This is a genomic window from Flammeovirgaceae bacterium SG7u.111 (assembly GCA_034044135.1).
Taxonomy (GTDB): domain Bacteria; phylum Bacteroidota; class Bacteroidia; order Cytophagales; family Flammeovirgaceae.
In genome coordinates, this window is record CP139021.1 from 3,512,190 (window position 1) to 3,538,764 (window position 26,575).

Here is a 26,575-nt window from a genome sequence, read left to right on the forward strand (position 1 = left end):
TGATGATGTAATCATGTGATTATTTGATAAAAATATTGAAGCCTTATAGGTTTATCACAATTAATTTTGCCCAGCTACTTACTATTTTTTACCACATAAAAACCAATAAAAACGTGGCACGAATTAAAGCATTTAAGGGATTACGCCCTATAAAAGAAAAAGTAACTGAAGTTGCATCCAGGCCTTACGATGTGCTGAACACCGAAGAGGCTAAAACAGAGGCTAAAGGCAAAGAACTGTCTTTTTTGCATGTGGTGAAGCCAGAAATGGATTTCCCCGTGGGCAGCAATCCTTATGCCCCCGAAGTATATGAGAAGGGGAAAAGCAACTTCCAGAAAATGGTGGACGATGGTGTGTTTTTCCAAGATGAAAAAGACAGCATCTATATCTACGAGCTTACCATGAATGGCAGAAGCCAAACGGGAATAGTTGCCTGCGCCAGCATCGACGATTATTTCAACGACATTGTAAAAAAACATGAGCTAACTCGCCCCGACAAGGAGGAGGACAGGAAAAACCATGTACGTGTGGGAAAAATGAACGCCGAGCCAGTGTTCTTTGCCTACCCAGCCTATAAGCCTTTGGATGTGCTGATGGACGAGGTAAAAACCACCGAGCCTGTTTATGATTTTGTTGCAGAAGACAAAATCAGGCATGTGTTGTGGAAAGTGGACGATGAATTCACCGTGAACAACTTCATTGAAGAATTTGCCAAAGTTCCTGCGACATACGTAGCCGACGGGCATCACCGAACCGCAGCTGCTGCTTTGGTTGGGAAAGAGTTTAGGGAAGCAAACCTCAACCACACGGGCGAGGAAGAATACAATTATTTCTTAGCTGTACATTTCCCAGATGACCAATTGGAAATCATCGACTACAACCGAGTGGTGAAGGATTTGAATGGATTGAGCAAAAAGCAGTTTTTGGAGAAGCTCGATGAACGTTTCATCATTTGCAAAGCTGACGAGCTCTTCAAGCCAAATAAACTTCACATGTTCAGCCTTTACATTGATGGTGAATGGTATGCCTTGGAAGCTAAAGAAGGAACGTATGATGATAAAGACCCAATTGGAGTTTTGGATGTAACAGTTTTGTCAAAACAGATCCTTGAGCCTATCTTAGGCATTAAAGATTTGCGGACAGATAAACGTATTGAGTTTGTTGGGGGAATCCGCGGCTTGGACGAGTTGAAAAAAAGAGTGGATAGTGGGGAAATGGCTGCAGCTTTTGCCCTCTACCCAGTCACCATGCAGCAACTGATCAATATAGCCGATAGTGGTGCTATCATGCCTCCTAAAACAACTTGGTTTGAGCCTAAGCTTAGGAGCGGATTGGTCGTTCATGCTTTGGACTAAATAGGAAAGTCTACTTTAAAATGAATAGAACAAGAAAAAGCTTACGATCAACGTAAGCTTTTTTCATAATGCCTCAAATCATAAAAATCTTATTCAAAAGAAATACATTTGCAGGCAACCTAATGGCAATACTTTTACATTATGAACTAGAACCCTCTCTAACACTAAACTTTTCAACAATGACAAAACCTTTCATACTTTTTTTGTTTTTCATTACCGTAACTATTTCTTCATCTTTTGCCCAAAAGATATTGGTACTGGACAAATACGGCACAAAAAGAACTAGGATATCGACAGGTGAAGAAATCATCTTTAGGCAACTTAACAACAAGACAAAATACCATGACTTCATATCTTCGCTCAAAGATTCTACCTTGATCTTAGGCGAAGCTAAAATAGAGTTTCCACTCAATGATTTTGACACCTTCTATTTTCAAAGACCCGGTATCCAGTATGCCTCTATCGGGACAGCTTTTATTGGCGGTGGCTTCATGTTCGCTTCGGCAGTTCATCCACTTGTTTCAAATGCAGCATATGATCAGCGTGAATCTTTTATTATTGGGGCATCTTTCATCGCCTTTAGCCAATTAATAAAAGTATTTAAGTACAAAAAATTTAAGGTAAGGAAAAATAGCCGTGTCAGGATACTTGACCTTACCTATAGATAATCTTCAGCAAATATTGAAATGCCTACTTATCCTTCTTGCCAAAAACGGAAAAGTGAATATACCTCTTAGGGTGTTCCTCGAAATCGGTAAGGAGGGTATCTAGAGAAAGCAGGGCGGTGTTGAGGTTGTTGTACATAGCCTCATCTTTCATGAGTTTGCCCATTGTCCCCTGACCTTCGTTGATGCCATCGAGTGTGGTTTTGAGTGCCGCTAACGTAGCTTGAGCCCCTTCCACAGTCTCAACCAATGGCATTTGTTTTAAAGAGTCGGAAAAGGAGTTGAAGTTATCAATCATTGCAGGCATACCCCTGCTGGCAGTAGCCAAGTTTCCAGAAAGCAGTTTTAGACTATCGAGCATAAGCTCTATATCTCGAGAGTTTCTTTTCACGATGTTGTCAGCCCCAGCAGTCAAGCTTTCTACATTTGACATAGCTCCTTTCATATCTCCAGTCATCCCATTCAAAGAATCGAGTAATAAGTTTACTGCAGTCAATGTCTTTTCCAGCTTCATAATAATGGGCGAAGCAGTTTCTTCCAAAGAAGCGACCATCCCTCCTACTATTTCCGACTTCAGCGTATCACCTTCTTCATGGATACTGTTTTTGTCAGTGAATTTCAAATTAATCATTTTTCCTCCCAACAAGCCTTCGTCTTCGAGTGCTACTATTGACCCTTGTGCTATTTCAATATTATTTTCAATGTCTAAGGACACCAGCATCTTGTTCCCTAGCTTAGGGACAAATTCAATTTCACTCACTCGACCAACAGCAAAACCGTTGAGCATTACTGAGTTCGAAAGCTTTAGCCCTCCAATATCATCATAAACAGCGTAGTAAGTGCTAGTAGAACTGAACAAATCAATCCCTTTGAGAAATCTCACTCCAAAGTATAAAATCATTCCTGAGAGCAGAGCTATGATCCCTACTTTAAATTCTTTTGAATAGTTTTTCACGTTGATGGTGTGTTATGTATTTTGGTTCTTGAAAAGACTCCCGGCAAATGTATCATTTTTTTGTAAGCTATAAAGAGAGAAACCGAACATCTCTGCGCAACCTGCTTATTTGCCTACACTCTCTTTATAATCCCTAAAAGCTCGGTAAATGTTTGTGACAACCCGTTCTTTTCCAAGTTCTGAGTTTAAATATTTTTCTTCTTCCTTATTGCTCAAAAAACCGATCTCTATCAAAATAGAAGGCATATTGGTTTGAACCAATACCAAAAAGCCAGCCTGTTTCACACCTCTGCTCTTCCAATTATCCACATCTTGAAACATAGTTTCTACCAAACCTGCGCATTTCAAGCTTTGCTCTTTGAACGAATGTTGGTAATTAGACAATAGAATCTGCCCTATGGGCGAGGTAGGATCAAATCCATCGTATTTCTCTTGGTATCCTTCTTCATTCAAGATCACTGAGTTTTCACGCATAGCCACCAATAGGTTTTCTTCATCACCATTTTTTCCCAGCACATAGGTTTCACTTCCTTTAATGTGTTTTTTTACCGAAGCATTGCAATGAATGGAAATAAATAGATCGGCGTTTTTTTCATTGGAAATATCTGCCCTTTCGTGCAGAGGGATAAAATCATCCGTACCCCTTGTAAGAACTACTTCTACATCAGGATGCATTCGCTCAATCAGTTTTTTCAACCTAAGTGATACATCTAAGACCACTTCTTTTTCCTTGCTAAATACCCCAATACAACCAGGATCTAAGCCACCGTGTCCAGCATCTAGCACCAATACAAATTTTGAACTATCTTGCGGATCGGAAAAATTTGCCGAGATAATCAGAAAGCTTAAGAGTAGCAGAGCAATAATTGTTATATTTTTCATAAAATTGCAAAAATTTTGTTCACGGGCTTCTTGCGCTTGTCAAAAGTAGACCTTAGCACCAACTTGCTTAATTTTATTTTGAGCTAAGCTAATGCTTATAGAACCAAATAAGTGTGATTAGTATTTAACCTACTATATAAAACTTGAGCTTTGAGCCAACGGACTTACTACAAAACAACGGAAAATTACGGTAAACTGAAAATCACGAACATCCCATATAACCTAACCACACTCGCCTTGCTCTTGTGCTTTGCCCTTCCGCAGGCGAATGCACAAGAGTTCAACAATCTGGACTCTGCCAAAATTGTACAACCTGGCATAGATTCTTTATATGCATCCTTAGCCGATACGGTCGATACTCCTGCCGATTCTGTTGACGTAGATAGCTTGACTACAGAGGGTCCTATTGAAACTTATATTGACTATTCTGCAAAAGATTCCATTTACTATGATGTGATCAGCGGTAAGGTGTTTTTATACGGAGAAGCTAAAGTCACCTATGGGCAAATGTCGATAGAGGCTGCTTACATAGAATATGACATGGCCAGCAATTTGGTAACAGCTGAAGGCGTGCCAGATTCTACGGGTGAAGTAGTAGGGATGCCTATATTTAGCGAAGGTTCCCAAACCTACAATGCTGAAAAGATGACCTACAATATGGAAACCCAAAAGGGGGTCATCAATAGTATCGTAACTCAACAAGGTGATGGATATATTCAAAGTGGCAGGGTAAAGAAAAGTCCTGATGAAGCATTTTATGCTGCACAAAATATTTACACTACTTGTAACTTGGATCATCCCCACTTCGGGATTAGGGCAAGAAAGTTGAAAATTGTTCCAGATAAATATGTGATATCAGGACCTTTCAACTTCGAGCTGAACGATGTGCCAACACCTCTGGGATTTGCCTTTGGGCTTTTCCCCTTTACCAAAGAAAGAAATGCAGGTATCCTTGCTCCACAATACGGTGAGTCTGCTGACAGAGGGTTTTACTTGAGAGATGGCGGGTTTTACTTGCCTATGGGTGATTATATGGGACTAAAGCTGCTCGGGCAGATTTATTCTTACGGAGGTTGGGGATTGACAACTGACCTTTCCTACAGAAAACGATACTCCTTCAATGGCAACCTTAATTTTGCCTACAACAAAATAGTGAGGCAAACTGATGATCTTTCAAGAGATGAGTCTACCGATTACTGGCTGAGATGGTCGCATTCTCCTCAGTCGAAAGGGTCGAGCCGATTTTCTGCTAACTTGAATGTAGGTTCTACCAACTATAACCGAAACAACTCTTTTAATGCCACAGACTATATTTCGGCATCTTTTAACTCCAGTGTTTCTTATACAAAAACGTTTGAAGGAACGCCTTTTTCTATGGGGGCAAATATCAGGGTGAACCAAAACGTAAACACTCAGATAACTAACATGAACCCGCAGGCAAACTTTGCCATGAGAAGGATCTATCCTTTCAAAAAGAAGGGGTCTACATCTAAAAGCCCCCTTGCTCAATTAAACCTTTCCTATTCATTCGACACAAAGGCTACGATCACTAACAATGAAACCGGGACAAGTTTTCCATTTACAGTATATGTCGAAGAATCCGATGATGATGATATTTTTGATACAAGCACTGATGATGAAGACGATGAAATCCCTGACTTTTTCTCAAATATTGGCGATTATATACAAGATGCGGAATATGGCGCTATTCATCGAATTCCGATTTCAACAAACCTTACCTTGTTGAAATATTTTCAAATTGCCCCGAGCGTAAATTTCAATGAATATTGGTTTCCGAAAAGTTATAATTACAAGTGGTCGGATACTAAAAATGCTGTAGAAGTAGACACCCTTAATGGCTTTGCTAGGGCTTATGATTATAGCGGTGGTGCTAGTATGAGCACAAGGTTCTATTTTTTCTATTACCCTGTAGGTCAAAAAGTTGACAGGATCAGGCATATGGTCACACCTTCTATTAGCTATAACTATCGCCCAGATTTTGGTGACCCGCGTTTTGGGTTTTATCAAAATGTACAAACAGATACAACTGGAACTAATTTTAGTCAGGTATCAAGGTATTTAGGAGGTATATATGGAGGACCTAGTGCAGGAAGAAGCAGCAGTGTCAGCTTATCGCTTAATAACCAGTTGGAGGCTAAGGTCCGCTCGAATAAGGACTCCACCGACGAATATATAAAAGTACCCCTGCTTCAAAGTTTTGGAGCAAGCACAAGTTACAATTTTGCTGCAGATTCCTTCAACCTCTCCAATATTACGTTCAATGCCCGTACTACCCTTTTTAAAAATGTGCCATTCATGGACGGGGTAAGTGTAAATGTCAGCGGCACAATTGATCCGTATGCATGGGAGCTTGAAAAGATAGAATTGGATGGCGATCCTGACGATGACATTGAATACAAAACCACACAACGAAGAATCAATAAATATGCATGGAATGCTGGGCAAGGAATTGGGTCGCTTAACCGGGCAAGTCTAAACCTTTCAACATCATTTTCTCCTCCTAAAGATGATAAAAAAGGTGGAGAAGGCGGAAGTGGTCCACGTGGGCAAGGTGGCAGGGCGGAGGAAGCTGAACGCCAAGACATTGAAGACAACCCTGGAAAATATGTCGATTTTAATATCCCATGGTCGTTAAGGGTGCAATATACACTCGGTTATTCAAAACAAGGTTTTGCAGAAGCTTCTGTAGTCCAGACAATGAACTTTATGGGTGAAGTAAAGCTTACCGAAAAATGGAAAGTGGGTATTCGCTCAGGATATGACTTTGAATTGAAGGACTTTTCTTTTACCAGCTTGAACATTTGGAGAGATTTGCATTGCTGGCAAATGAACCTTAGTTGGATTCCTTTCGGTCCTCGCCAGTCATACAACATAGATATTAGTGTAAGATCTTCGTTACTGCAAGACTTGAAACTCAGCAAAAGGAATTCTTGGTATGATAGGCTCTAGTGTCGAAGTTGCAAAACAGCATTTGATTGATGGGAAACTAGTAGCAATACCTACTGAAACAGTCTATGGACTTGCTGCGAATGCGTTAAACCCAGAAGCAGTTAGCAATATTTTCAAAGCTAAAAACCGCCCTTCTTTCGACCCGCTCATTTTACATGTAGACAGTTTAGAGAAAGTTAAAGAAATTGTATTAGGGAAAATACCAGAAACGGCGATTAAATTGGCAAATGCCATTTGGCCAGGACCGCTTACCATGGTACTTCCTCGCAAACCGCACATTCCCGATTTGGTCACGAGCGGTCTGGAAACCGTAGCGATACGCATTCCCAACCACCCGCTTACACTAGAGTTGCTTTCAAAGCTTGACTTCCCTTTGGCTGCACCAAGTGCGAACCCTTTTGGGTACATAAGTCCTACGGAAGCTCAGCATGTGGAAGCTCAACTTGGAGAGAAAACAGCCTATATTTTAGATGGGGGGAAATGTAAAGTTGGTTTGGAATCGACCATTATTTCTTTTGCTGGCGAACAACCAACCGTGCTCCGCAAAGGAGGCTTGGCTATTGAAGAATTAGAAAGCTTAATGGGGGCAAAACTTGCCATACGAGAACATTCATCATCAAGGCCCGATGCCCCTGGGATGTTGCACAAGCACTATTCGCCAAAAGTCCCTTTTGAGCTTGGGGATATAGAGAGCTTACTAAAAGAACATAAAGGGAAAAATATCGCCACCCTATCTTTGAGCAAAACTTTTAAAGGAATTTCGAGTACATTGCAATTTGTACTTTCTGAAAAAGAAGACCTTTCCGAAGCTGCGAGAAACCTTTTTGCCTACCTCCGTACGCTAGACCAACTCCAGCCCGATATCATCTTGGCAGAGCTCGTGCCGGAAGAAGGTCTGGGAAGAGCCATAAATGACAGGTTGAGAAGAGCCGCGGCGAAATAAAAAAAGCCAAGCCCAAAGACAAAATTGCCTTTGGGCTAACTGATTCTTCTTTTCTCAAATTAATATTTCTCCAACATCACTTCTTCAAATTCCTTCGCTTTGCTTGGCTTAGAAGTAACCAACGTCATTTCATCTACTAGATGTTTTGCGCCATTGAGTTTGTCGATCACAAAAAGCACATAGCGGATATCCACATTTATACAGCGCTGAAGCTCAGTTTCGAAAGCAATATCGCCACTCATCGCTTCCCAGTTGCCATCAAATGCTATCCCTATCAGCTCGCCTTTCGCATTTATCACCGGGCTGCCCGAGTTGCCACCTGTAATATCATTGTTAGTAATGAAGCCAACTCGCAGCCTTCCATTGTATCCATAGCGACCAAAGTCTTTCGCTTCAATCAGCTTTTTCAATTTTGGATCAACCACAAACTCAGGGTTATTAGGATCTTCTTTTTGTAAAATCCCATCGGCTGTGGTGTAGTAGCTGTACAAAGCAGCATCTTCTGGGAAGTAATCACCTACTTGGCCATAGGTAAGCCTCAGCGTTGAGTTGGCATTTGGATAGTAGCTTTTTGCAGGGTTCATTTCCCTCAAACCAGCTACGTATAGCCTATTGCCTTTATCTATCAGTGCAGACGATTCCTTTTTAATAGGGACTATTTTAGAGAAATAGTTTCTGAGGAAAGAAGTCGTGGCTTCCATGGCCATATCGCCCATAAGGGTTTCAAAATTCGGCTCGTCCAAAAATTTATTGAGTTTTTCTTCTGAACTAAATATAGAAGTCTCAAAAAGCTTGTTGGCATATTTTGCATAATCTCCACCAAAATCATTTTTGATAACTTCAAACACATCGGGAAGTTGGTCGGCGGGAACATCTGCCTCGTACATTTCGAGCAAAGCAGTTAAAATTTTCTGATCGGTGGGAGCATTATAATCTTTAAAATGCTTTTTGGCACTTTCCCTAAAGTCAGCTATCATTTTGTCGACTGCCTCTTTATCTGCATCTGGCTGTTGGAGCGCACCTGCCAGTTCAGAATATTCGTATGCCATAGGGAGAATTTCCGTTCCAAAAACCGATTCGTTAAGGTGATTCCAAGTCATCTCGGTTTTCGCCTGCATCTTATATCCCTCTTCCAACATAATTAGAGCCTTTCCGTACTTTTCTTTTCTGGCCGCATCTGCATTTACCCAGTTTTGGAAAGCTTCCTCTTGCGCTTTTTTCTTATCGTAAATATCTAGCCTTTTCAAACCCTTGGTTTGCCCAATAAAATACTTCCAATAGTTACTTACACTCGCATATTTTGAGGCATATTGCAACCTGATTTTCTCATCAGAATCCATATCTTGCTTCATCAATTCCAGCTTCTTGCCTCTGATATCCACTCGCTTAGGGTTCGATTGTTCAATAGCTAGTTTTACTCCGTAAGAAGTAAGGTAACGGTCGGTAGAACCTGGGTAGCCCATCACCATAGTAAAATCATTTTTCTTCACGCCATCTAGCGAAACAGGCAAATGTTTTTTGGGTTTGAGTGGAACGTTGTCTTCCGCATATTCTTTAGGATTCCCGTCTTTTCCTGTATAAATCCTGAGCATGGAGAAGTCTCCTGTATGGCGAGGCCACATCCAGTTGTCGGTATCGCCACCAAACTTGCCAATCGACTCCGCAGGCGCTCCGACTAGCCTTACATCGGTGTAGGTTTGGTACACGAACATGTAAAACTCATTTCCATCAAAAAATGGTTTCACCGAAACCTCATATTTTCCATCTTCAGCAGCGCCTTCTTCGAGTCCTTTACTGATCTCTGCTATTTTCTGAGACCTTTCTTGCTCGGTCATTTCTGGCTTTAATTCGCCGAGAATCTTGCCGCTCACGTCTTCCATCCTTACCAAAAAAGAAGCTGTAAGTCCTTCGTTTGGCAATTCTTCTTTCAAGCTTTTCGCCCAAAAACCATTTTTCAGGTAATCTTTCTCTACGGTACTATGGTTTTGGATAAGGTCATAAGCACAGTGGTGATTGGTTAGGAGAAGTCCTTGGGAAGAAACCACTTCGGCAGTGCAAAACCCGCCGCCCAACATCACGATCGCATCTTTCAAACTTGCATTGTTGATGCTATAAATTTCCTCGGGGCTCAATTTCAAGCCCATTTTTTTCATATCTGCATAATTGAGCCTTTCCACAAACATGGGAAGCCACATGCCCTCGTCTGGCGGTGTAGCTTTACTCGCTAGTCCTGACACTATCAGTAGTGTAACTACTATTAATTTTTTGAACATTTTGCTGTGTTTTAATGGTTATTTAATGATTCTGAAGCTGGGTTGGGAAGCTGTAACTTTAGTTTTAAAAGGCCTAAAAAGTAGTGTCCCAGCTATTTTAAAGGATAATATTACTACATCTTTCTTATTAAAGTAAATTAATTTAGCACTTCGGTAATTATGTGTGATGGCAAGCTTTTTTTGAGGGGTGTACGGAAACATAGCAGCTTTATGCAATTTTGTTGCAAATAGTATTTTGTTGAGAGTACAACTTTCTAATCTTTAAAGTAAATTGCGGCATTGATAGTTTTTGAAACACAGCTATAACATGAAAATAAAATCAAGAAAACTCCCCGTATTACTTCTTTTATTGCTTTTATCGTCGTCAGTTTTTTCACAAGAAAACGATAAGCAATGGGAAGTTTGGGGAAAATTGACTTCTATTGACTGGGAATACAAGTACAGTGAAATGTATAAAACCGAGATCGGCTTTCCTAAATTCAACAAAGAAGTAAAAGACTTGGATGGAAAAGAGGTGACCATAAAAGGCTATGTGATTCCATTGGAGACCGAAGACAACTCTATCATAATTTCTTCCCTTCCCTACTCTAGCTGTTTCTTTTGCGGTGGCGGAGGAGTAGAAACCGTAATGGCAGTTTTCCCTGATGAGCAACGGAAATACGAACTGGAAACAGTAACCTTTAAAGGTGTATTGGAACTGAACAACGGAGAAACAGGGCTGATCTACAACCTAAAAAATGCTTTTGAAGTAGAAGAATAGTTTTGTCTTTCATAAAGACAGCCCGTCAATACTTTACTACCATTTTCATCAATAACCACTTCACACCAAGCTATGCTAGAAACTAAAAGCTTGTGCACCAGCTATGACGGATCAACTATTTTCCGTTTTCCCAACTGGAAACTCGCGCAAGGAGAACAAAGCTTAATAATAGGCAAATCAGGCACTGGGAAAACAACACTTCTTCACTTGCTGGCAGGAATCTTAAAGCCTACTGAAGGGGAAATACTGATAGCTGGGACGGATATCGGAAAATTGAAAGGTGCTACAAGAGACAAATTCAGAGGACAAAACATTGGTCTTATTTTCCAAAAACCACACCTTATCGATTCGCTGAGCGTGAAGGAAAACATGATGATGGCAAAGTATTTTGCCGGCTTGCCCCAAGATCTTGCTGCATTAAAATCATACTTAAAAGAACTGAGCATTGAACACAAGCTGAACAGCCCGGTCTATGCACTTAGCCAAGGGGAAGCTCAGCGGGTATCCATCGCTCGGGCGATGCTCAACGAGCCCAAATTGATTTTGGCTGATGAACCAACCTCCAGCCTCGACGATGAAAACTGTAAATCGGTCGCTAATTTGCTTTTGGCTCAAGCCAAAAAACATACGGCTACTTTAGTGATTTCTACTCACGATCACCGCCTCAAAAACATGATATCCAACCAATTGGAACTAAAAAAAGAAGATTTACTTTCACATTCAGCATAAACGCACCATGAACCTCATCAAAATCAGCTGGAATTATTTACTTTCAAAGCCACTCAATACCTTTCTCAATTTATTGATCCTTGCCCTTGGCTTGGCCACCATTGTGATCTTGAGTATATTGAGTGTTCAGTTTGAAGAAAAGATTGATAGTAACAGTAAAAAGATCGACTTAGTAGTGGGGGCAAAAGGCAGCCCGCTACAGTTGATTTTATGCAACATTTTTCACGTTGATTTCCCCACAGGCAATATCGAATTAGCAGAAGCAGAGACCCTTGCCAATAATCCTTTGCTCAAATCAGCAGTGCCTTTGGCTCTTGGAGATAGCTACAAAAGCTTCCGAATAGTTGGGTCAACTCCCTCCTATCCTGCTATTTATGGATGCGAACTTGCAGAAGGGAAGTTTTGGGAGAAAGAACTGGAAGTTACTGCGGGTGCTTTTGTCGCCAAGAAACTTGGATTAAAAATTGGTGACACCTTCCACAGTTCACACGGCATAGGGCAAACAAGCCACAGCCACGAAGACGACAACTTTAAAGTAGTAGGCATCTTGAAACAAAGTAATACGGTGATAGACAATTTATTACTTTGCGATATTCCAAGTGTTTGGCGAGTCCATGAAACGCACGAAGAACACGAGGAAGAAGTTCATGAAGAGGGGAGACACGATGAGCACGGTCATGAAACGGAATCTCACAAAGGGCATGACCATGAAGAAGATGAAGCCCATCACCACGGAGAAGAGGAGTATCATCACGCAGAGGCTGTTGGGAAATTGGGAGTACCCATGGAAGAAGACAAGCAAATCACCTCTATGCTTTTGAAGTTCAAAACCCCTTTAGCGGCTATTCAACTACCTCGTTTTATAAATGGGCAAACTAATATGCAAGCTGCTTCTCCAGCATTTGAAACTGCTCGGTTGTATTCAATTTTGGGCGTAGGTACTGACCTTATAAAAGGCTTTGCTTATATCATTGTATTCATCGCCATTTTGAGTATTTTCATAGCTCTGTACAATGCACTAAAAGAGCGAAAATACGATTTGGCAATTATGCGCTCACTAGGTTGCTCTAAAGAAAAATTGGTAGTAATGGTATTACTAGAGGCGACTATGCTCACCTCACTGAGCGTGTTGTTTGGCTTGTTCTTAGCTCACGGGGTAATTGAAACCATAGCGCAAACTGTTGAGGAAACGGGTAAAATTGGATTAACCGGATTCGTTTTTATTCCAGAAGAAATAATGGTGATTGCAGCCGCAATAACAATCGGTCTGGTAACAGCGTTAATACCAGCTATTCAGGCATATAAAACAGATATTTCAAAAGTTCTGGCAAAGGGATAGCGTTTATCCCTAAAATGCATTTACTTTACGAGATAGAACTCTTCAGTTAAATAGTCGCCTCCTTCTTTTCAGATTTACTTTAACTAAAAAAGCTATCATCTAAACTGAAATGTCCGCTGTATGTGTCGTTTAAGAAAAGATCATAAAGTCATGTTAGTTTTGGCAATCATTATGCTGATAGTAGCTATTACACTCACTATCTATGGTATAACTGTAAGAGGTTGGTTCAAGGGAAAGCCAGAAAAAAGCATAAAATACATGGGATATAACATCCCTGCTTCTAATCATACAAATTCCAAACCAAGCCAAATTCAAACTGTCTCGATTGCCCCATATAACCAGGTGTGATAAAATACCCATCGTCCATAATGCCTTGCAAGGCATTGGTAAGCTTTGCAAAAAAGTTCACGCTTTTGATGTTCAAATTGATGAAGATATCTGACATCAAATACCCTCCTATTTCAAAGTCGTTTTGCAGATAGAACTGTTGGGTAACAGGCATATAAGCATCAGCATAAAAAGCATTGTGCCAATGAAAATCCAGCCCAACTTGCCCAAAAAGAGCTGACTTGAAAATAGGCTTCTCCAAATAGATTTGGTAATTGCCAAAAAGCTCTGGCATCCTCAAAATATCTGGGTTTGAGTTTGAGGTATAATGGCCATAGATTTTTTGGTGCAGATCACCCAAATGGATTTGCAAGTCCAGACCTGCTTGCATCACATCTATTTTAGCTTCCGTCTGTATGGGAATAGCTTCAGTTCCGTAGTAGATATAATTGTCGTAATTGATGAGCTTGGCAAAAGGACGCACATTGAAAAATTTATTACTATAGTGGAGAGCTACTTCTGACACCGTATATAATGTATTATCAAACTTTCCATAATTGTCCCACTGGAAGTGGTTGCCATAGTAATACAGTTGATTTTGATCTGGCTGAGCCAAAACTCGTGTATGCGAAGCAACGAGGTATTTTGTATTGATTGCGGCAAAAATCTTGTTCCCTTGCTCTTCACCTATCATACTTTCATATTCTCCCCTAAACTCTATACTCGGCGTTAAGGTATATATCCCCTTGAAACCAATAAAGTTTTGTGGGTCAATTTTACGGGGAACTTTATCTTGTAGCCTATATTCAAAACGCTGTTTGAAAAGCTTGTTTTTTGCAAAAAAGGAATAGTAAAAATTGAGCGCTTTTCCTTTAAGCCCAGCAGTATTTGACAATTCCTGATAGCGCTGGTAATGAACAGACCGATCGGTATCTAAATACGTGTTCGGGTAAAAAGCACTGTTGGTCGACAGGGCTTGGTCATCATAATTGAAAAGGTGGGTAGATTTATCAATTATATGATAAAGCTGGATGTTATTTTCTCCAATGAAGGAGTATTGTTGGAAAACTCTGAACTTCTCCATCCGCCTAAAGCTTTCTACATCGGTAAGCCTATTGCTAAGCTGCCCTCTTCCTAACCTGAAAAGTTCTTGAATATCACGGGGCTCTTCAGTAGGCTCTGGATCTTCTGGTGGCACATAAGAATCCCAATAAACATCATCTATTTCTAAGCCTCCAGATTCTTGGATCGAATGTCTATACGCTTCGGCGTAAGCCAATAATTTATAGCGTTTATTTTCCGATTCGTACCTTGTATTGAATTGATATTCTTCATGCAAATTTCCCGGACGAGTGTTGCTTGCTCCTACTGCTTCATTTCCAACCAAAAATTTTGCATTTATTCTTCGAATCCTAAAACCTACATTCCACTGAGGGCTGACATTTCGGGCAAATTTAACATCTAGAATTGAGCGGCCTGCCCCACCTTGCACATAGTACCAGCTCGTATGAGGCGAACGAGTATCAAAATATTCAATTTCATCTGGGTTAAGCAAATATGGATCGAGGGCATCATACCCGAAACGTACGCCTACCTTGTCGTATTCTTTATAATAAAGCGGTTTAGTAGCACTTCCTGTTGTACCCAGATCTTGCAACTCAAACTCATCTTGAGCGACAAAATTATACCTGTGCATGTCGTTCAATAATGTATCAATAAAGCGAACAATGCCAGAATTCTCCCTCCAATCCGATTCGTAAATAAAAAAAGTTGTTCCCGTTCCATAAACTTGCTCTCCAGCTTTTTCCAAAATCAGCCTTCCTTTCTCATCTACCCTTGCCGAGTCTGGTCGGTCTTCTCCTAAAAGGCTTTCGTATTCCCCATTATCCCCTAGCTGACCCAATTCTCCTTGATTCCTTTGATTGGGGATCTGAGCCTGAACCGCATTAGTCAAGCATAAAAAGAACAATATGTTTATAAATAATTTCACAGAAATTTATCGACTTTTGGTGTTAGTTGAGTTAGGTTAAAATGCTATTATTGAAAGACTATTTGATCTCATTGACGGACAAATATTAAACTATTTTAACCATTCGTAAAGATCGTAATGTTCATTGCTCATCCCAATTGCTTTGTACACTCCTTGGGCATTTGTATTGGTTTTTTCTACATAAAGCCTGATGCCTTTGTAATTCGAAGAGTCTTCTACTATATCTTTTAGGTGGGTAAACATCCTCTTGAATATCCCTTTTTTTCTATGTTCAGCAAGCACATAAACCGAATGAACCCACATCACATCTCCATTCCTCCAATCGCTCCATTCGTACAACACCAGCGTAGAAGCCGCTATTTCACCATCCACTTCAGCTACCCAGTAATTTCCCCTCTGAGGCTCAATAAAAAGCCTTTTTACCCCTTCATGCAAAGTTGCACTATCAAGTTCAAGCTGCTCAGTTTCCCAAGCCATCTTCTGTTGAAACTCAACTATTGTCTCTATATCTTCCCTATGGGCTTTTCTAATGGTGATTGACGAGCTCATTTATTCTTAGTTTTTTTGGTTTGTGAACTCGGCAAAAATAACTAAAAAAAGGAATGATTGGAGAAATAGCCCAAGGCATGTTCAAAAATCCGGAAAGAGGGGGATAGTTGGGCAAAAAAGAAGGGTAATACTGTGAAGTATTGCCCTTCTCATCTTCGATGCTTTAAAAATGATCAAACTTCATCAAGTGTTCGTATTTCAATTTCTGAAATTTTTTCCAAGGGTTTGGACACAAGATTTGAGGATATCCATAATTTCCTTTTTTAATTCCTTTTTCTTTTGGAACAAAGCTATAGGTAATAGAAATTTCATGAGACCCAGTAGTATTTAAATTAGTAAGCCTCGAAAGGGTATAATCATAACTATAGCCAATGCTAATTGTCCCTAGTCTTATCCCCGTAAGAATAGCAACAGCATCTTGGTTCAATCCTTTGTATTGTCTTTTCTTGGTGGGAATTCCCCTGTACCAAACCCCTAACATCAAAGGATCTAATGTCAAATAAGTGCCCAAGCTCAACTGCTCAGATGCTCCTTGGCGAAGATACATAAGTGCTGGAGTGATTGATCTTTCGGGTGGCATATGACGAGGGTTGTACTTCCCTTTTGGGATTAAACTGATTTTATATCCTGTATGTACCGTAAGTTTTCTTGGCAGCTTTTCCTTACCTCCCAAAAATGACGTATTCGGTTTGTTGAGATGGCTCACAGAAAGTCCAAACCACATATTCTGAGAGAATAGCACAAAACCCGAACCTACATCGGCATACCCTTTATACTGTCCTGAAAACTGCTCACTTGTAGGGTTTAGCGGATCGCTTGGTCCAATAATTTGATCTTCGAATATAAAATCACCAAAATTCAAGGCTCTAACTCCGTAGCCTAGACTTAGACCTGTACTTATCGCATATTTATCGTTAACGGGGATATGGTAGGAATACATGACCGCAATATCGGTAGCCGTGATAGGCTTTCCAGCCCCTATGCCTTGGTCGTCTTTTTTTATCATGAACCCAACGCCACTTCTTATCTGCTCAAAAAATTGGTCGTAGGAAGCGGCATAGGTAACAAAACTAGCATCTAGCCCTGGCCACTGGTTTCTATAATTGGCAATAGCCCTTCCTCCACCAGACGCACCTGCAAAAGCAGGGTTTAGGTACAACGGAGCCGCATAGAATTGGGTAAACTGAGGATCCTGCGCCTTTAACCCTAAAGACATACCCATCAAGAAAAAAACACAGATAGTTCGTTTGATATGGCTGATCAAAAGTTTATTCATTTAGCTTATTATTGAACACATGTGATTCAAATGATCTTTTTGTTAGTTTTTCTCATCAAGACGAAACGGCAATAGAGGCTTCAGTCTAAACAAGTATAAAATCACAACGTAACATTTGTTAATTAAGTAGGTTGGTTGCCATTTAAAATTTCAATACCCCTTAAAACCCAACCTCAAACACTATTTTCCCTTCTTACCACATACCGAGCCAAATTCTTACAAGTCCATTTTAGCCAACTACACTATCCCATTTCTCCTGTTTTGAGACAATCTTTCGCATTTGCCCCCAATGCTGTTTTATAATGGTTTTGGACAGTATTGAAAAATTGAATTAAGTCCAACTAAATACATGCTAACAAGTAGCGTTAAAGAGAAAAAGCAAGGTAAAATCTTACATGGAAATGCACTAATACACTATTATGGGAACAGGAAGAGCATAGAAATGATCTATTAAAAAGCAAATCCTACATGACCTCAAAAGCGGTGCATTTTTTGACCATTTTAACATATTGTTAATGAGTGTAAATAACCATCTGGCTATAAAATCATATGACTTCAAAACTAAACCCTAACATAATTAGCAAGCTGATAATAGTGCTCAGCATGTTCCTGCCCCAGCTAGTTTTGGGGCAAGGTGAGATTCGATTCGATTATCAGAATGGAAATAGGTGCGGGCTAGGCTATGTAGACTTTTATTACTATCCTGAAGCGACGGCAGGAACTGTGACCAAATTGGAATGGGCCTTTGATGATGGTCCTATTGTTACCAAAGAAGGAGGAGCACTTATACCCTCTACTAATTATAAGGCGACTAAAAGCTATGGGCCTGGAATATATAATGTTACACTCAAAGCTTTCCACGGAAGCGTAATCAAAACATATACTGAAACAGTAGAGATTTTTCAAATACCCACGGTAGATATCAATCTTATTAGCCAATCAGGAACTTGCGCTCCCACCGAATTCATCTTCGAACCACAAGTGACACCGGCACCAGGCACTACTATCGAAGAATATTTCTGGGATTTTGGAGATGGGAATAACGTGACAGAAACTACCAATAAACAAGTAAGCCACAGCTATACAGTTCCCGGTACTTATTTTATCACTCTTGTGATTACAGATAGCAGAGGATGTGTGACAACGGAACTTTTCCCTTCATCAACTACGCCAATTGAGGTTGGTGAAGGCTTTAATGCATCTTTCAACTCATCAGGAAACCTAAATTCTTGTGTAGCACCTCAAACTATAGATTTTGCGGCAAGTCCCGCCGCAAGTAATTATACTTATGACTGGGACTTTGGAGATGGAAATACCTCAACACTTCAAAACCCATCAAACACATACACTGCAGTAGGGAATTATAATGTTGAGTTAATAATCACTAACACTGACAATGGCTGCCAAAGAGTTGTAACTAAAAATAACCATGTCAATATAAGCACCTTTACTCCTGATTTTCAAGTAAATACATCCCCTATTGGTTGCGCTCCCTCATCCGTTCAATTTCAAAATATTTCAAATGTAATTACTAGTTCGCAAACTGTAACTTGGAACTTTGGAGATGGTACAGTCATATCCGGAAGGGCAAATAGTGGGTCTTATGAAAGACCTACACATGAATATGCAGCGCCTGGTACATATTCAGTAACAATGACTATAGTCGATGGTGGCTATGGCTGCAATGGGATTATTACTCAACCAAATATTGTCATTGTCCCTCCCCCTATAGAAGGTGCTTTTTCTGCTGATAAAACTAGTTTTTGTGAACTAGGCAATCCCGTTTCAACAGTGACTTTTACTCCTGATAGTCTTTCTACAGGAATTACAAGCTACGAATGGGATTTTGGAGATGGGAATACTTCCACAGCAATAAACCCATCACATACTTACACTGCATTTGGGAGCTACGAAGTGACCCTCACTATCAGAGATGCAAACGGCTGTTCGGTCACTATTACCAAGAACAACTATATAAATGGAGGTCCTATAGATGCAGATTTTGAAGCAGTTGCCACAGGAGGTTGCCTTCCTAATTTCGATGTACAACTTACAGACTTGAGCACATCTTTTGTACCTATCACAGGATGGGACTGGGAGATAATAAACGATGCGAATGTGGTTGTTGCAACATCCACCGACCAAAACCCTACCATGACGTTGGTGGATCATGGCGACTACGATGTGAGGTTAACCATCACCACTGCGGAAGGTTGCACAGATACACACTTGCTCACAGATTATCTCGAAGTTGGTTTCAAGCCTGACTTTATGGACTTCACTCCTTCTGTTACAGAAATATGTAATGGGGAAAATGTGATCTTCACAAATTCATCTACAATGCCTGCCAATCCATACCCTACGGAATGGCACTGGGATTATTTCAATGCTGGAACAATTAATAACACAGGGTATCATGGTGGTCATACCTATGACGATCTTGACCCAATGCTGATTTCCGTTGCACTCTATTCGGAAAACAATGGCTGTTTTGATACATTAGTAAAAAACAACCTTATCGAACTTGCCCCTCCTAGAGCTAACTTCATTTATAATATGCCAGCTTGTACCGACGGGCTAATCAGTTTTACAAACACATCTGTAGGAGCTTTAAGCTATGAATGGGAAATTACAATTGATGGGCAAGCCCCATACACCGAAACTACAGAGCATATTGATATAGATGTTGACCCAGGAACTGCTTGGGAGGTTACACTTACAGCATCCAACAATACTTCAAAAGGTGGGTTAGGTTGTGACCACTCTATGACTGCTGATGACATCTTCCCTTCCTTAACCCCAGATTTTAGCACTATCACATCGAATAATGTGACTGGTGGAAATTGCTACCCGGTTACTTACGACTTTGATGCCACTGCTTTTGAAATAGTCGGAACTACAATTACTAATTATGATTGGGACTTTGGAAATGGGGACACAGGTTCTGGAGATAGTCCTTCTGTAACTTACACTGGCTATGGCACTTTCGCAGTCACCCTTGAAGTCACTACAAACGAAGGCTGTACCTACGACTTTACTTTCCCCGATATAAATGTATATGGGCCGCAAGTAGATTTTTCCATCAACGATACAGACGCTTGCAAAGACTTTGAATTTGAATTCACCGACAATACCACATCCCTTGCTCCTATTGTAAAAAGGATTTGGGATATGGGCGATGGTTCAGCTCCTGATACTATAACTACTATTTCGGAAACAACCTACAGATACACTTATAATAAAGTAAGCTCGCCCAATCAAAGCGATGGCTTTGATGTTATGTTAACCGTAATAGATTCTGTAGGTTGCTCTAAAAGTATTATAAAAACAGTAACACCAAGCTTTCCAGTTCCTGATTTTAATATTCAGCGAGAAGGAGCTTGTGGGGGCGAAAATATCAAACCGATAAATGCATCAAGTATGTCTGATGTAATAAATCCTAAATCTATCAAATGGACATATAGTGATGGAAGGACCGCTACTGGATTTAGTCCAGGAAATCTATTCTTTGCTGGTTCAAGTACAGGCACTGACTATACTGTTACGCTTGAGCTAATAGATGTAAATGATTGTGTTGACTCTGTCACCAAATCATTTAAAGTCTATGCTGATGAATTAACAGCGGATTTCACAGCTCCAGCTGCAATAGGCAGCTGCCCTCCATTTAATGTTAAGTTTTATGATACAAGTATTTTGAATATACCAACTGGCAGCTTGCCTAATGAAATCGTGAGATGGAAATGGGATTTTGGAGATGGCTCAATTGTAGAAGACACAATCCCCAACCCTAGCCATACTTATGTAACAATAGATAGTTTTGATGTTTCTTTAGAAGTGTTTGATGCAAAAGGGTGTAGCTCTAAGGTTACGATGGAAAATATGGTAATTTTGGTACAGCCAAATGCTACATTTGATGTGACACCAAAACTTGGTTATCCAGGGTTAACGGTAAATATGAACTCAACCCCTATCCCTGACTCAGCTACCTATAACTTTATCTGGGAATATGGTGATGCAACTATTGGGAATGATCAAAATACAGCCTATACATACTATAAGCCTGGCCTATACGATGTAGAGCTTACAGTAAATAAAGGGCAATGTTTTATTCCAGTTGATAGCACACAAATAGAAATCCTCCCCTGCCCCGCGCTGGATATTAGCAATATCGAAGTTTGCCCAAGCGATGGAGCAGTGATGTTAGACATATTTGATTCTACTCATAACGTCATATTAGGTGCGGTTTATTACGAATGGAAGGATACTGATTCTAACGCCACATTATCCAATACTTCAGACCTAACCTTAAACCAGCCAGCCAATATTACCACAAACCAAGTGAGAAATATTGAAGTAAGCGTTTGGGTAGATGTAGCGGGGGATATATCCTGTATGACTACAGAAACTTTTACTGTAACTTTCAAACCCAAACCAATAACAGACTTTACTTTTCCCCCAACTTGTGTCCAAACAACTGATGGGAAATTTCAGGTAAACGTGGAAAACATCAGTCAGCCACAAGGAAAAGATTCTTTAGGAGTCGACAATACAATTGATTTCTTTGAATGGGATCATGATGAAGATAGTGTTTTCACAAATTCAAATCAGAAAAACGTAACCTTTGAATATTCTAATCCAGGAGAAAAAACCATTACATTGATAACTCTACAATCTAATGGTTGTGCCGATACCCTCAGCAAGAGCATATTCATCCCTGAAGCAGATTTCGTATATTCAGACCCCTGCGCAAGACAAACTGTCCAATTTTCCGCCGATTCCTCAACTGTCCAAGACAGTGTATTTTACTCTTGGGACTTGGATAATGATGGCATAGTAGACGACACAACAAAGAACCCTACATTTACATATGCGGAACCTGGAGACTACGTCGTGACGCTTGAGATTAAAGTAGGCCTGTTGGATAATAGCGTCTCTAGTTGCTCAGTGCTGAAGAAGGACACCATAACGGTAAACCCTACCCCCAAACTAGATCTTAAAATTGATACTTCTTGTGTAAACAATGAAACCGGTTTCAAAGCAAACGGGACGATCGATACAGGCAATATAGAAACTTACCAATGGTATTTCTATTACAATGGCAGCCTGATTGATTCGGCATTATCTACCACAGACACAACCACGTATACTTTCGACAACATAGGGGCACATACGGTAACCGTGACCGCAACAAGTGATTCGAGCTGTGCCCAAACTGTTACCCAAGACTTTACCGTATACCCTGTACCCATAGCGGACTTCAATTTTGTCAATGCTTGTGAAAATGACACGGTAATGTTCACCGATGCCTCTACCATTGACAGCTTGGTCGTAAATGATGCTGAAATAGTCTTTATCGAAATAGACTTTGACAACGATGGGCAATTTGAAGAGAGCTACGTGCCAGGCCAGCTTATGAAGCATGCCTTTACTACCGCTGGAGATTCTATCATCAACTACAGGGTCACCTCTGACAAAGGTTGCTCGCACATAACCACCGATACCATTACCATCTTTCCCGTTCCAATTGCAGATTTTGATGTTTTGGATGTCTGCGACGGAGAAACCGTTTATGTGGAAGACAAAACCAACGACAGGGGAACAGCTATCGCTACTTATGAGTGGGAGTTTCACCTAAATGATGGCAGTCCAAGTATTTATGCTACTGGCCCTACCGCTCAAAACCTGTATGCATCGTATGGAAAATATGACATTACACTTCGAGTGACTAATAACGAGAAGTGCTATGAGAGTATCACGAAAACGGTGACCGTAAAGGAGAATCCTATTTCTAATTTTGAACTATTGTCAACCTGTATACAGACATCCGATGGGACATCATTCCAAGTAACTGCTGAAAACATCAGCCAGCCACAAGGTAAAGACTCATTGGGGGTTGATAATACAATAACATCGTTTAAATGGCTGTCCAATAGTGCCGTTATCAGCCAAAGTGGTGCTCATGCAACCTTTACTTACCCAACGCCAGAAGAAAAAGAAATTAGCTTGATCGTAGAACAGTCTAACGGTTGTATCGATACTCTTACAAAGAGCATATTCATCCCTGAAGCAGATTTCGTATATTCAGACCCCTGCGCAAGACAAACTGTCCAATTTTCCGCCGATTCCTCAACTGTCCAAGACAGTGTATTTTACTCTTGGGACTTGGATAATGATGGCATAGTAGACGACACAACAAAGAACCCTACATTTACATATGCGGAACCTGGAGACTACGTCGTGACGCTTGAGATTAAAGTAGGCCTGTTGGATAATAGCGTCTCTAGTTGCTCAGTGCTGAAGAAGGACACCATAACGGTAAACCCTACCCCCAAACTAGATCTTAAAATTGATACTTCTTGTGTAAACAATGAAACCGGTTTCAAAGCAAACGGGACGATCGATACAGGCAATATAGAAACTTACCAATGGTATTTCTATTACAATGGCAGCCTGATTGATTCGGCATTATCTACCACAGACACAACCACGTATACTTTCGACAACATAGGGGCACATACGGTAACCGTGACCGCAACAAGTGATTCGAGCTGTGCCCAAACTGTTACCCAAGACTTTACCGTATACCCTGTACCCATAGCGGACTTCAATTTTGTCAATGCTTGTGAAAATGACACGGTAATGTTCACCGATGCCTCTACCATTGACAGCTTGGTCGTAAATGATGCTGAAATAGTCTTTATCGAAATAGACTTTGACAACGATGGGCAATTTGAAGAGAGCTACGTGCCAGGCCAGCTTATGAAGCATGCCTTTACTACCGCTGGAGATTCTATCATCAACTACAGGGTCACCTCTGACAAAGGTTGCTCGCACATAACCACCGATACCATTACCATCTTTCCCGTTCCAATTGCAGATTTTGATGTTTTGGATGTCTGCGACGGAGAAACCGTTTATGTGGAAGACAAAACCAACGACAGGGGAACAGCTATCGCAACTTACCAATGGGACTTTGGCGACGGATCTGCAGTGCTTTTTGGAGCAAACAGCCAACATCTCTACAGCGGGCCAGGGAAGTATGACGTTACCCTAACCGTGACCAACGAAGAAGGTTGTTCGGAGAGCATCACAAAAACCGTTACTGTAAAAGAAGACCCAATTGCTGATTTTGCACCATCTCTGACCTGTACTCAAGTTGGTGATGGCACATTCCAAATCCATGCGAAGAACACTAGCCAGCCGCAAGGAGATGGCAATACCATTACCCTCATCCAATGGGATCAGAATAACAACAATAACTATTCTGATGACAATCAAAATAACATAACATTCACATATACAAGTGCTGGCGAAAAAATAATTAACCTCAGGGTAGAACAATCAAACGGTTGTGCCGATACCGTTTCCAAAAGCATTTACATTCCTGAAGCAGATTTTGACTATACCGACCCTTGTTCCGAACAACTAGTTCAGTTTACCGATCAATCGATCTACAAAGACAACATCAGCTATTCTTGGGATTTTGATGGTGATGGGAATGAGGATGCCACTTCAGCTAATCCTTCTTTCGTATACGAGAAACCAGGAGATTACGAGGTAACACTTACTATTCAAGTGAGCTTGAATAGTAAGCGAAGCTTCTCTTGTTCCGTCCTTAAAAAGGATACGATCACAGTTGATCCTACTCCAAAAATGAACCTTGAAATAAGCACATCTTGCTTGGGATTTGATACAGGGTTCAAAGCGAATGGAAAGATTGCCTCAGGCAATATTGCTACATACGAATGGGATTTTAATGACGATGGGGTAATCGATCTGACTACCACAACTGACTCTGCTACGTATGTTTTCAATACAATGGGTGTACACACCATGAGCGTTATCGCTACTAGCGATCTTGGTTGTGCTTTTTCCATCACCCAAGACTTCATCGTAAACCCTGTTCCGGTTGCTGATTTTACTTTTAGAGATGCTTGTGAAAATGATATCGTAACTTTTACGAATACATCAACCATTGACAGCAGCATAGTCGATTCTGAAATTGTATTAATAGAAGTTGACTTTGACGATGATGGTCAGTTTGAAGAAAGCTACACTCCAGATCAAGTCATTGAACATCAATATTTAAAAGAGGGGACATATCCTATCAACTATCGAGTGACCTCAGACAAAGGCTGTGCGGACATCATCAACAAAGAAATCATCATTAGCCCTATTCCAATAGTTGAATTCGAAATTGCCGATGTCTGCGATGGAGAGTTTGTGAATATAGTAGATAAATCCAAGGCAGGAAACAGGCAAATTATTTCCTACGAATGGGATTTCCAAAGCGATGGGAATTACGACGCCAAGGGAACTACAGCTTCAAACAAATATGACACTTTCGGAACATATGATGTAACACTTCTTGTGACCAATATTTCAGGTTGCCAAGACATGATCACCAAAACGGTTGAAGTGTTTGAAATACCTAAAGTAGATGCTGGAGAAGATGCATTCATTTGCCAAGGTGAATTCTATGACTTAAAAGCATCTTCTAGTTTCAATATAGTAAATTGGGATTGGGACAAGGGTTCGCAAACTGGTGCAAATTACCGGGTAAACCCTGAGAAAACCACCACCTACTATGTAGAGGGTTTGGATGAAAACGGCTGTACAGGAATCGACTCAGTAACGATCATCGTTATTGAAGCTCCAGATATCGTTTCCGATACGGTAGGCTGCGATGGTGATGTAATTACTTTTGACGGAACTATCAACGGCGATTATTTTGCCACCTATGCATGGAGCACGGGAGAAACAACCCCTAAAGTGCACATCACCCAACCGGGAGAATACAACCTTATTGTACATGTTTCTGGTTTTGATGATACAGGCAAGGAATGTCATTTTGAACATACCGTTAATGTAGACTACAATGCTGTACCCGAGCCGTACCCAGTCGATTCCTTAATCTTTTGTTTTGATAATCCATATCATGCTACTCCACAAGACACGGTAATCAACTACGAAGGTGATTTCAAAAAAATCGCTTGGGTAGAAGAAGAATACCCTACTGACTCAGTCTTTGCGAGTGACATTACCATTTCGGCACCTGGAGTTTACATTGTGAATGTGACCAACAAGAATAATTGCACTACGGTAGATTCGGTAAGAATTGTAGAGCTATGTCCTGCGGTAATTCTTTACCCAAATGCCTTTACCCCAAACAAGGATAACCTCAACGACTCCTTCAGAATTAAAGGCGACAACTTCACCGATTTTGAACTGACTGTTTTCAACCGATGGGGAGAGATCATTTTCCAAACCAAAAACCAAGAAGAAGGTTGGCCAGGAACATCAGGTGGAGTAGACATGCCAATGGGAGTCTACCCTTTCATGGTTGTCTATGAAGAAGAGCTTTATCCAGGACAAGTAAGAACTGTCCATGGTTCGGTCACCATTATTCGTTGATATCATCCAACCTACACTATTTATATCTCAAGCCATTCAGTTTTTCTGGATGGCTTTTTTTATTAAATTTCCAAACGGAAAGCCTTCAACATAGTTTACCAACATACAAGGCTTTCACAAAAGCCTATTTATCAACCCTTACCAAAAA

Annotated in this window: 14 protein-coding genes; 8 read left to right on the forward strand and 6 right to left on the reverse strand. The window is 40.6% G+C overall.

Annotated elements, in window-relative coordinates; all coding sequences use genetic code 11:
- Window positions 1-113 precede the first annotated feature (113 nt).
- Window positions 114-1,355, forward strand: a complete 1,242-nt coding sequence (locus tag R9C00_13670; GenBank protein WPO38503.1) for a DUF1015 family protein — start codon at window positions 114-116, stop codon at window positions 1,353-1,355.
- Window positions 1,356-1,534: 179 nt separating this feature from the next.
- Window positions 1,535-2,023 (forward strand): hypothetical protein, encoded by a 489-nt coding sequence (locus R9C00_13675; GenBank protein WPO38504.1) that lies wholly within the window; start codon window positions 1,535-1,537, stop codon window positions 2,021-2,023.
- Window positions 2,024-2,045: 22 nt separating this feature from the next.
- Here the strand turns inward: R9C00_13675 and R9C00_13680 are convergent, their stop codons facing one another.
- On the reverse strand, window positions 2,046-2,975 hold the full coding sequence (locus R9C00_13680; GenBank protein ID WPO38505.1) for an MlaD family protein: 930 nt from the start codon (window positions 2,973-2,975) through the stop codon (window positions 2,046-2,048).
- 105 nt (window positions 2,976-3,080) lie between these two features.
- Complete coding sequence (locus R9C00_13685; protein ID WPO38506.1) at window positions 3,081-3,857, reverse strand: N-acetylmuramoyl-L-alanine amidase; 777 nt, start codon at window positions 3,855-3,857, stop codon at window positions 3,081-3,083.
- Window positions 3,858-4,007: 150 nt separating this feature from the next.
- On the opposite strand from R9C00_13685, the gene R9C00_13690 reads away from it, so the two are divergent.
- Complete coding sequence (locus tag R9C00_13690) at window positions 4,008-6,827, forward strand: putative LPS assembly protein LptD (GenBank protein WPO38507.1); 2,820 nt, start codon at window positions 4,008-4,010, stop codon at window positions 6,825-6,827.
- Window positions 6,814-7,770, forward strand: coding sequence for an L-threonylcarbamoyladenylate synthase (locus R9C00_13695; protein ID WPO38508.1), 957 nt, complete (start codon window positions 6,814-6,816; stop codon window positions 7,768-7,770). Before R9C00_13690 ends, R9C00_13695 begins: the two co-directional genes overlap by 14 nt.
- Window positions 7,771-7,829: 59 nt before the next feature.
- Here R9C00_13695 and R9C00_13700 read toward each other — a convergent pair whose 3' ends face one another.
- Window positions 7,830-10,043 (reverse strand): S46 family peptidase, encoded by a 2,214-nt coding sequence (locus tag R9C00_13700; protein WPO38509.1) that lies wholly within the window; start codon window positions 10,041-10,043, stop codon window positions 7,830-7,832.
- A gap of 307 nt (window positions 10,044-10,350) precedes the next feature.
- On the opposite strand from R9C00_13700, the gene R9C00_13705 reads away from it, so the two are divergent.
- From R9C00_13705 to R9C00_13715, 3 genes are all read left to right on the forward strand, one after another.
- Entirely contained in the window at window positions 10,351-10,803 is a 453-nt protein-coding gene (locus tag R9C00_13705) for a hypothetical protein (GenBank protein WPO38510.1), read from the forward strand.
- A 72-nt stretch (window positions 10,804-10,875) separates the two neighbouring features.
- Entirely contained in the window at window positions 10,876-11,532 is a 657-nt protein-coding gene (locus tag R9C00_13710; protein ID WPO38511.1) for an ATP-binding cassette domain-containing protein, read from the forward strand.
- A 7-nt stretch (window positions 11,533-11,539) separates the two neighbouring features.
- The gene (locus tag R9C00_13715; GenBank protein WPO38512.1) at window positions 11,540-12,871 is read left to right on the forward strand and encodes an ABC transporter permease; all 1,332 of its coding nucleotides are present in this window, start codon (window positions 11,540-11,542) and stop codon (window positions 12,869-12,871) included.
- Window positions 12,872-13,151: 280 nt separating this feature from the next.
- On the opposite strand, the gene R9C00_13720 is transcribed toward R9C00_13715, so the two are convergent.
- The 3 genes from R9C00_13720 to R9C00_13730 all read right to left on the reverse strand — a co-directional run bounded on the left by R9C00_13720 (window position 13,152) and on the right by R9C00_13730 (window position 17,013).
- Window positions 13,152-15,188 (reverse strand): putative porin, encoded by a 2,037-nt coding sequence (locus R9C00_13720; GenBank protein ID WPO38513.1) that lies wholly within the window; start codon window positions 15,186-15,188, stop codon window positions 13,152-13,154.
- Between the two features lie 90 nt (window positions 15,189-15,278).
- Entirely contained in the window at window positions 15,279-15,737 is a 459-nt protein-coding gene (locus R9C00_13725) for a GNAT family N-acetyltransferase (protein ID WPO38514.1), read from the reverse strand.
- A gap of 163 nt (window positions 15,738-15,900) precedes the next feature.
- Window positions 15,901-17,013 carry a type IX secretion system membrane protein PorP/SprF gene (locus R9C00_13730; protein WPO38515.1) on the reverse strand — a complete coding sequence of 371 codons (1,113 nt, stop codon included), beginning with the start codon at window positions 17,011-17,013 and terminating at the stop codon, window positions 15,901-15,903.
- 549 nt (window positions 17,014-17,562) lie between these two features.
- On the opposite strand from R9C00_13730, the gene R9C00_13735 reads away from it, so the two are divergent.
- Window positions 17,563-26,427, forward strand: a complete 8,865-nt coding sequence (locus R9C00_13735; GenBank protein ID WPO38516.1) for a PKD domain-containing protein — start codon at window positions 17,563-17,565, stop codon at window positions 26,425-26,427.
- Window positions 26,428-26,575 lie beyond the last annotated feature (148 nt).